Raw genomic sequence first — 7,887 nt, 5'->3', positions numbered from 1 at the left:
CCGGTCTTCAAAGCTTGGGCAGCGTCATTGTCCAGCGTGTAAGTCCACTTGCCCGAAGCGTCCACGGCGAAGGAGCCGTAAGTGCCGGTGGCCGAGCCAATCACGGAGTAGGTGTGGGTGTCGGACGTGTCCACATCGGCGACTGTCAACTGACCGTTGGCCGTCTTGACGCCATCTTCCGTGACCGTACCGGTCAATTCACCGGACAACGTCGGATCGTCGTTGGTGCCATTGATCGTGACGACGATCTGGGCTTGCGTGCCATCCACCGTCGTGACAGTGAACGTCTCCGTCAACGTCTCGCCGACCGCCAAGGCTTGCACCTTGGGATCTTCGTTGTTCAGCGAGTACGTCCAGTTGCCGTTCGCATCGATAGAGAACGTGCCATGGTCGCCGCTCTTGTCGGTGACTTGATTAAACGAAGCTTCGCCCGCATCCGGATCGACCACATCCAGCTTGCCGCCGGTGGTGTAAGTCGTATCTTCCTTGACCGAGCCGGCATCGTCGCCCGGCTTGGACGGCGTAACAACCGCGCCATCATCCGTACCGTTGATCGTGACGGTGACATCCTTCGAGACCACGCCGCCGTTGCCGTCATCGACGGTGACGGTGAAGGTTTCGGTGATCGATTCACCGGACTTCAGGCCTTGGACATCCTTGTTGCCGTTGTCCAGGTTGTAGGTCCAGTTACCCGAACCGTCGACCGAGAACGAACCATACGTGCCCTTGCCGTCGTTGTTGACGGTCCAGGTGTGCGTGTCGGTGGTGTCGATGTCGGCGACGTTGAGCTTGCCGGTGGCGACCAGGCTGCCGTCTTCGGTGACCGCGCCGTCGGCCTTGCCGGTCAGCACGGGAACGTCGTTGGTGCCCACGATGGTGACGACGACCTGGCCGGTCGTGCCGTCAGCGGTGGTGACGGTAAACGTCTCCGTCAGCGTCTTGCCGGCGCCCAGGCCCTGAACGGCCGGGTCGCTGTTGGTCAGGTTGTAGGTCCAATTGCCATTGGCGTCGACCGAGAACGTGCCGTGCTGGCCGGCTGCGTTGGTCTGGGCCTGGAATACGGCTTGGCCGGCATCCGGGTCGGTGACGTCGAGCTTGCCGCCCACCGACAGCTTGCCGTCTTCGACGACTTCACCCTTGTCGCTTCCAGGCGTAGCCGGCGTGATGACCGCGCCATCATCCGTGCCGTTAATCGTGACCGTGACGTCCTTGGAGACCACGCCGCCGTTGCCGTCATCGACGGTGACGGTGAAGGTTTCGGTGATCGATTCACCGGACTTCAGGCCTTGGACATCCTTGTTGCCGTTGTCCAGGTTGAAGGTCCAGTTGCCCGAACCGTCGACCGAGAACGAACCATACGTGCCCTTGCCGTCATTGCTGACGGTCCAGGTGTGCGTGTCGGTGGTGTCGACGTCGGTGACGTCGAGCTTGCCGGTGGCGACCAGGCTGCCGTCTTCGGTGACCGCGCCGTCGGCCTTGCCGGTCAGCACGGGAACGTCGTTGGTGCCGACGATGGTGACCACGACCTGGCCGGTCGTGCCGTCAGCGGTGGTGACGGTGATGGTTTCCGTCAGGGTCTTGCCGGCGCCCAGGCCCTGGACGGCCGGGTCGTTGTTGGTCAGGTTGTAGGTCCAATTGCCATTGGCGTCGATCGAGAACGCGCCGTGGGCGGTGGGCGTGTTGGTCTGGACCTGGAACACGGCCTGGCCGGCGTCGGGGTCCGTGACTTCCAGCTTGCCGCCTACCGACAACTTGTCGTCTTCGACGACTTCGCCCTTGTCGCTGCCCGGTACGCCCGGGGTGATGACCGCGATGTCGTCGGTGCCGTTGATGGTGATCGTGACGGCTTGCGTCGTCACGCCGCCGTGGCCGTCATCGACCGTGACGGTGAACGTCTCGGTCAGCGACTGGCCCGTAGTCAGCGCTTGCACGGCGGGGTTGGCGTTGGCCAGGTTGTAGGTCCAGGTGCCGTCGGCGGCAATGGTCAGGGCGCCATATTGGCCGGCGCCATTGTTGTTGATCGACCAGGTGTGCGTGTCGGACGTGTCGACGTCGGCGACATCCAGCTTGCCGGTGGCGACCAGCGCCGTGTCTTCGGTTACCGCGCCAGCGGCCTGGCCGCTGAGGGTCGGGACGTCATTGGTGCCCTGGATGGTGACGGTGACCGTGCCGGTCGTGCCGTCCGCCGTGGTGACGGTGAACGTCTCGGTCAGGGTTTCGCCGACGGCCAGCGCTTGCACGCGGGCATCGTTGTTGTTCAGGTTGTAGACCCACGCGCCGCTGGCGTCGATCGAGAACGTGCCGTGTTGGCCGGCCTGGCCGGACTGCACGATGAAGCGGGCTTCGCCGTCGTCCACGTCCGTGACGTTCAACTTGCCATTGGCGGTGAAGGTGGTGTCTTCCTTGACCGTGCCGGCGTCATCGCCGGCGTTGGCCGGGGTGATCTGGGCGGGGTCGTTCACGCCGACGATCGTCACTTCGACGGTGGCGGTGGACGTGGCGCCGCTGGGATCCGTGACCGTGTAGGAAATCGTGCTGGTGGCGGTCTGGCCGGCCGGCAGGTTCTGGAAGCCGGTGCCGGGCGTGAAGACGTAGCTGCCGTCGGGCAGGACGGTGAATGTGCCGCCGTTCGAGCCGGTGACGGTGACGCCGCCCGCGGTCATGGGGCGGCCGCTGACCGAGACGATGGCCAGGGGATCGCCATCGGGATCGCTGTCGTTGGTCAGCAGGTTGCCGCGCTGGACGGCGTTCTGGTCGCCCGTGCTGGCGTCGTTCAGGGCGGACGGCGCGGTGTTGGTGGCGGCGGGGACGGCGGCGTCGGCATTGTCGCCGGTCGCGCCAGCGGCAGCTGCGCGGGGCAGGGTGTCGTCGCCACGGCCGGGGTTGGTGTAGGCCAGATCCAGCGGCGTGGTCGTTTCCAGGATGCGGGCCAGGCGCACGAAGCTGCTGCCGCCGGCATCGCCACCGCCCGCCACGATGGCGGCGGTGGGGTCCAATTCGTCAAACGGGTCGCGGCCGGCTTGCAGAGCGGCCAGCAGGCGGTCGGAGTCGGTGCCGGTGGGCGGCGCTACCGATGCTTCGCTGGGGTCGGCCAAGGGACCCGCGATGTCGCCATTGACGGCAACCTCGCGGCTTTCGCCGATGACGATCGGCATGCCGTTCTCAACCTGAAGCGAAACCGTGGCGCCCGAGGCAGTGACGATGTCGCTGCCTGCGGGGACTTTGCTGCCTTGATGCAGTTCGGTCAGTGAGCCGTCGCTGTTGCGTATCCAGGCGCGACCGGAGATTTCATTGACGACTGCAGGAGAGGTGTTGGCCATGTGGGTTCCGTTTCAGGGAGTTATCCAAGATGGCCAGATACTAAAGAGCGCCGCGCGGACGCGATATTGTCCTCAAGGACAGTATCAGGAAGTGATTTTGCTACGCGAGTCGGCCGGCGCCGAAATGCCGTGCACAAGCAGGGCGAGTTGGAGGCGGTCAGACACCCCGAGTTTCTCGAAAACGGCGGACAGGTGGGCCTTGACCGTGCGTTCGGTAATGCCAAGAGCCTCGGCAATCTGCGCGTTGGCCTGACCGCTGGCGGCGTACCGCGCGACGGTTATTTCCCGCTCGGTCAGTACCCCGTTGTCCCAGCTATGGGAATCCTGGGCGCGTTCGGTCACCAGCTTCAGTAGCCGCGCCACTAGCGAGCGGCCCATCCAGATCCCGCCGGAGAGAACCACTTCCAGGGCTTGCGACAAGGCGGCTGCAGGCGCGTAGCTGTGGCAGTAGCCGTGAGCCCCCGCGCCCAGGGCTTGCGTACCCTGTTCGTCATTGGGGCTGGGGCTGGCGACCACCAGGTGCAGGCCAGCCAAGGCCGGGCCCCACATGGGATCCTGCCAGGACGGCAAGCGAGGCAGATCCGTATCCAGCACAGCCAGGATACGGCCCTGCTCGCGCCAGCGTTGCAGGTCAGCCAGTCCGCGCCCGCGGGCAGCCAGCCAGCGCGTGGAATCCAGCGCGCGCCAGTGTTGCCAGAGCAGGTCGTCGTGCGTAATCAACAAGACGGGAACAGGTTTCATAAAGCCTTCCAGCTCTCCTTTAACGTTCGGTGAAGGCGTTCGCCTTGGCACGCAGAATCGGCTTGAGCAGGTACTGCAACACGGTGCGTTTACCCGTCAGGATATGAACCTCGGCCACCATCCCGGGGATGATGGGCAATAGCTTGTCGCCCACGGTGCTGCGGTCCGTGCGGACCCGCACCACGTAATAGGAATTGCCTTTCTCGTCGGTGACCGTGTCCGCGCCGATCTGCTCGACCTTGCCTTCCAGGCCGCCGTAGATGGAGAAGTCGTAGGCGGTGAACTTCACTTCCGCCTTCTGGTCCGCGTGCAGGAAGCCGATGTCGCGCGGCTGGATACGGACTTCCAGCAGCAGGGTGTCGTCCTTGGGCACGATCTCGATGATGTCTTTGCCCGGCTGCACCACGCCGCCGACGGTGTTGTTGAACAGCGTCTTGATGGTGCCGGCCAGCGGCGCGCGCACTTCGGCCAGCTTCACGCGGTCGGCCAGGGCCAGCTTGCCTTGGCGCAGGGTGGACAGCTTGGTGTTGGTTTCCGACAGTTCGCTGCGGGCCTGGTTGCGAATGTTGAGCTCGGATTCCTCAAGCTTGCTTTGCGCTTCCTTGATCGAGGCCTGGAAGCGGTCGATCTGCGCTTCCGCGCCTTTCTGTTCGCCGCAGTACCGCGCCACGTCGCGTTGCAGGCGCAACAAGTCCACTTCAGAGACCGCGCCGCTCTTGAGCAGCGGCCGGGTGACCTGCAATTCCCGCGAAGTCAGGCCGCAGCTGGCGGACGCCTGATCGCGCTTGGCGATGGTTTCGCGCAAATCTTCCTGGCGTTGCTTGAGCTGTTCGCGCGCCACGTTGATGGTGGCGTTCAGCTCGGTGTTGCGCGCCTGCCAGGCGTTGCGTTCCATTTCAACCAGGCCGGGCGCTTGTTTGAGCACTTCTTCCGGCGCCACGAAGGGCTCGCCGGTCGCCAATGCTTGCAGACGCGCGGACTTGGCCAGCAAGGACAGGTATTCCGCGTTGTTCTCGCCGAGCGAGGACGCGAAACGCGTGGAATCGATCTTGAGCAGGGTCTGGCCGGCCTCTACCTCCTGGCCGGGACGGACCAGGATTTCCTCGACGATGCCGCCATCCAGGCTCTGGATGATCTGCACCTGCCGAGAGGGCACGACCTTGCCTTCGCCGCGGACCACTTCGTCGATGCTGCCGGTGGCTGCCCAGATCAGCAGCAGGAAGGTCGCCAGCAATGCGACCCAAAGCAGCACGCGCGAGCTGCGGGCTTGCGACTCTTGGATCACCCATTCGGCATTGCCGACATAGTCCGAGCGCTTTTCCTGCTTGCCCTTTTCGGCGCCGTCCAGCAGCCGGTCAAAGAAGAATACGAAGACGTTGCGCAACTTGCGCCACAGGCCGCCGAACAAGCCGTTGCGGGTCTCTCCAGGATTTTTCTGCATGGCGCCCTTAACTCCCGCGTCCAACGCGTCCTTGACGCAGTGCTTCGACAACTTGCTCCTTGGGGCCGTCCGCGACGATATGACCGTTATCGATCACGATCAGGCGGTCCACCAGATCCAGCAGCGCGGTGCGGTGGGTGACCAGCAGGATCGTCTTGGTCGCGCTGGCCTCGCCCAGCCGCTTGCGCAATTGCGCTTCGCTCTGGTGGTCCATATTGCTGCTGGGTTCGTCCAGCAACAGGATGGGCGGGTCGTTGATCAGGGCGCGGGCCACCGCGACCGACTGGCGTTGGCCTCCGGACAGCGATTCACCGCGCTCGCCGATCACCATGTCGAAACCATTGGGATGCAGGTTGGCGAAGTCGGTGACGCCGGCCAGGTTGGCGGCGGCCAGGATGCTGGCGTCGTCGGCGTAGGGCGCGCCCATGGCCAGGTTGTGTTTCAGGCTGCCGTAGAACAGCGTCGGGTCTTGCGGCACATGGCCGATGGCGCGGCGCACGTCGGCGGGGTCGATCTGGCGCACGTCCACGCCATCGAGCAGCACGGCGCCTTCAGTGGGCTGGTACAGCGCCAACGCAAGTTTTTCCAGCGTGGTCTTGCCCGAACCGATGCGGCCGATGATGCCGACCTTTTCACCCGGCTTGAGCTTGAACGAGACCTTCTTGAGCACCGGCTGCGTGCTGCCGGGGTAGGCGAACGTGACGTCGCGGAATTCCAGGCCGCCGTGAAAGACCGGGCGATGCAGGAACTCGGCTTCGGCGGGGCGCTCGATCGGCAGCTTCATATAGTTGTCGATCGACCCTAGCGACGTGCGGGCGTTCTGGTATTGCATCAGCAGCCCGGCCACCTGGCCCAGCGGCGCAAGGCAGCGGCTGGCGATCATGGACGCCGCGATGATGCCGCCCATGGACATCGCCGATTCCTGGGCCTGATACACGCCGATGATGACGACGGCGATCGACACCAGTTGCTGGATGGCTTGCACGAAGCCGACGGTAGTCGACGAAATCAGTTTGAGCTTGCCACCGGTCTGCGCGATGAATTCGGTGGCGCGTTCCCAGTTGCGCTGGACCGAGCCTTGCGCGTTCAGCGTCTTGACGGCCTCCAGGCCGGTCAACGCTTCCACGAGAGTGGCGTTGCGTTGCGAGCTGGCCTGAAAGCTGGCCATCGTCAGGGCTTCCATGCGCGCCTGCGCAGCCAGCGACACCAGCAGGATCAGGACGATCGCGACCAGCGGCGGCAGGATCATCCAGGGCGAAATCCAGGCCAGCGCGGCCAGGAACAGCAGGATGAACGGCAGGTCGACCAGCGTCGTGATGGTGGCCGAGGCGATGAAATCCCGAATGGATTCGAACGAGCGCAGGTTGGCCGCGAACGAGCCCACCGACACCGGCCGCCCCTCCAGCCGCAGATCCAGCACGCGTTCCATGATCTGCGCGGACAGCCGCACGTCCACGCGCTTGCTTGCACTATCAACCACATGTGAACGGGCGGTCGATAGCACCATGTTGAAAATCACCACCAGGGTGATGCCGATAGCCAGCACCCACAGCGTTTCGACGGCGTTGTTGGGCACCACGCGGTCATACACGTTCATGGTGAACAGCGGCATCGCCATCGCGAAGATGTTGATCAGCAGCGCGGCGATCAGGGCGTCGCGGTACAGACGACGGTTTTCCATGATGGCGGCCCAGAACCAATGGCGCTCGCGCACCTTGGCCACTTCCGGGGAACGCGCATCAAAGCGGAATTGCGGCCGCACGAAGCACACCAGGCCGGTGTATTGCGCGGCCAGCGCTTCGGGCGTCATCTCGACAGAACTGCCGCCAAGCTCGGGATGGCTGACCACATACTTGCCGTCTTCTTTTTTCAGCAGCAGGCATGCGCGCTCGCCTTGCAGCAGCAGAATCGCGGGCAACAGGTCTTGGGAAATGCTGTCCAGCGTGCGTTTGACGACTCTTGCGGAAAGCTGCGCGCGCGCGGCGGCACGGGGAAGCAGGGCAGGGGTCAGGCGGTGCTCTTCCAGCGGCAGGCCGGCGGACAGCGCCTGCGCCGTGGCGGTCACGCCGTGCAGGCGGGTGATCTCGACCAGGCAGTCCAGCAGGGGATCGTCATGCGCGGCCCGGGCGTCGGCGCGCCATTCACGCGCCGCCTTTTCAGATAACTTGTCCATCTTCGTCATCCAAGAGGTCGAGGTGTTCCGAGAGGCGCGCGCGTTGCTGCTTGCGCTGGGAAAGCTTTTGCTGTGCCTGGATAGGCAGGTCCGTCATGCGCAAGGTGCCATTGGCGATCAAGGCGTCGATCAGGTCTTCCAGAACGCGGACAAAGTCCGCGTCCAGTTGCGAAAATTCGTTGCCCTGGGGGGTCATATGGCCTCCTTGCGCA

5 protein-coding genes are annotated in these 7,887 nt (G+C 64.4%); all 5 read right to left on the bottom strand.

What is annotated here, in order from left to right; all coding sequences use genetic code 11:
• The coding region (locus API01S_RS27605; RefSeq protein WP_084802513.1) for a retention module-containing protein at positions 1-3,320 on the bottom strand (3,320 nt) is incomplete at its 3' end.
• A gap of 84 nt (positions 3,321-3,404) precedes the next feature.
• Positions 3,405-4,061 carry a helix-turn-helix transcriptional regulator gene (locus API01S_RS27600; RefSeq protein ID WP_006218692.1) on the bottom strand — a complete coding sequence of 219 codons (657 nt, stop codon included), beginning with the start codon at positions 4,059-4,061 and terminating at the stop codon, positions 3,405-3,407.
• Positions 4,062-4,080: 19 nt separating this feature from the next.
• Positions 4,081-5,502 (bottom strand): HlyD family type I secretion periplasmic adaptor subunit, encoded by a 1,422-nt coding sequence (locus API01S_RS27595; protein WP_006218693.1) that lies wholly within the window; start codon positions 5,500-5,502, stop codon positions 4,081-4,083.
• 7 nt (positions 5,503-5,509) lie between these two features.
• Positions 5,510-7,675, bottom strand: coding sequence for a type I secretion system permease/ATPase (locus tag API01S_RS27590; protein ID WP_006218694.1), 2,166 nt, complete (start codon positions 7,673-7,675; stop codon positions 5,510-5,512).
• Positions 7,659-7,871, bottom strand: a complete 213-nt coding sequence (locus API01S_RS27585; protein ID WP_006218695.1) for a hypothetical protein — start codon at positions 7,869-7,871, stop codon at positions 7,659-7,661. Before API01S_RS27585 ends, API01S_RS27590 begins: the two co-directional genes overlap by 17 nt.
• Between the last annotated feature and the right edge of the window lie 16 nt (positions 7,872-7,887).

The organism is Achromobacter piechaudii NBRC 102461, from assembly GCF_001571245.1.
In the GTDB taxonomy this organism is placed as follows: Bacteria; Pseudomonadota; Gammaproteobacteria; order Burkholderiales; family Burkholderiaceae_B; genus Achromobacter; species Achromobacter piechaudii.
Note: the sequence above shows the minus strand (reverse complement) of the source record. Positions and strands in the feature narration are given on the sequence as shown.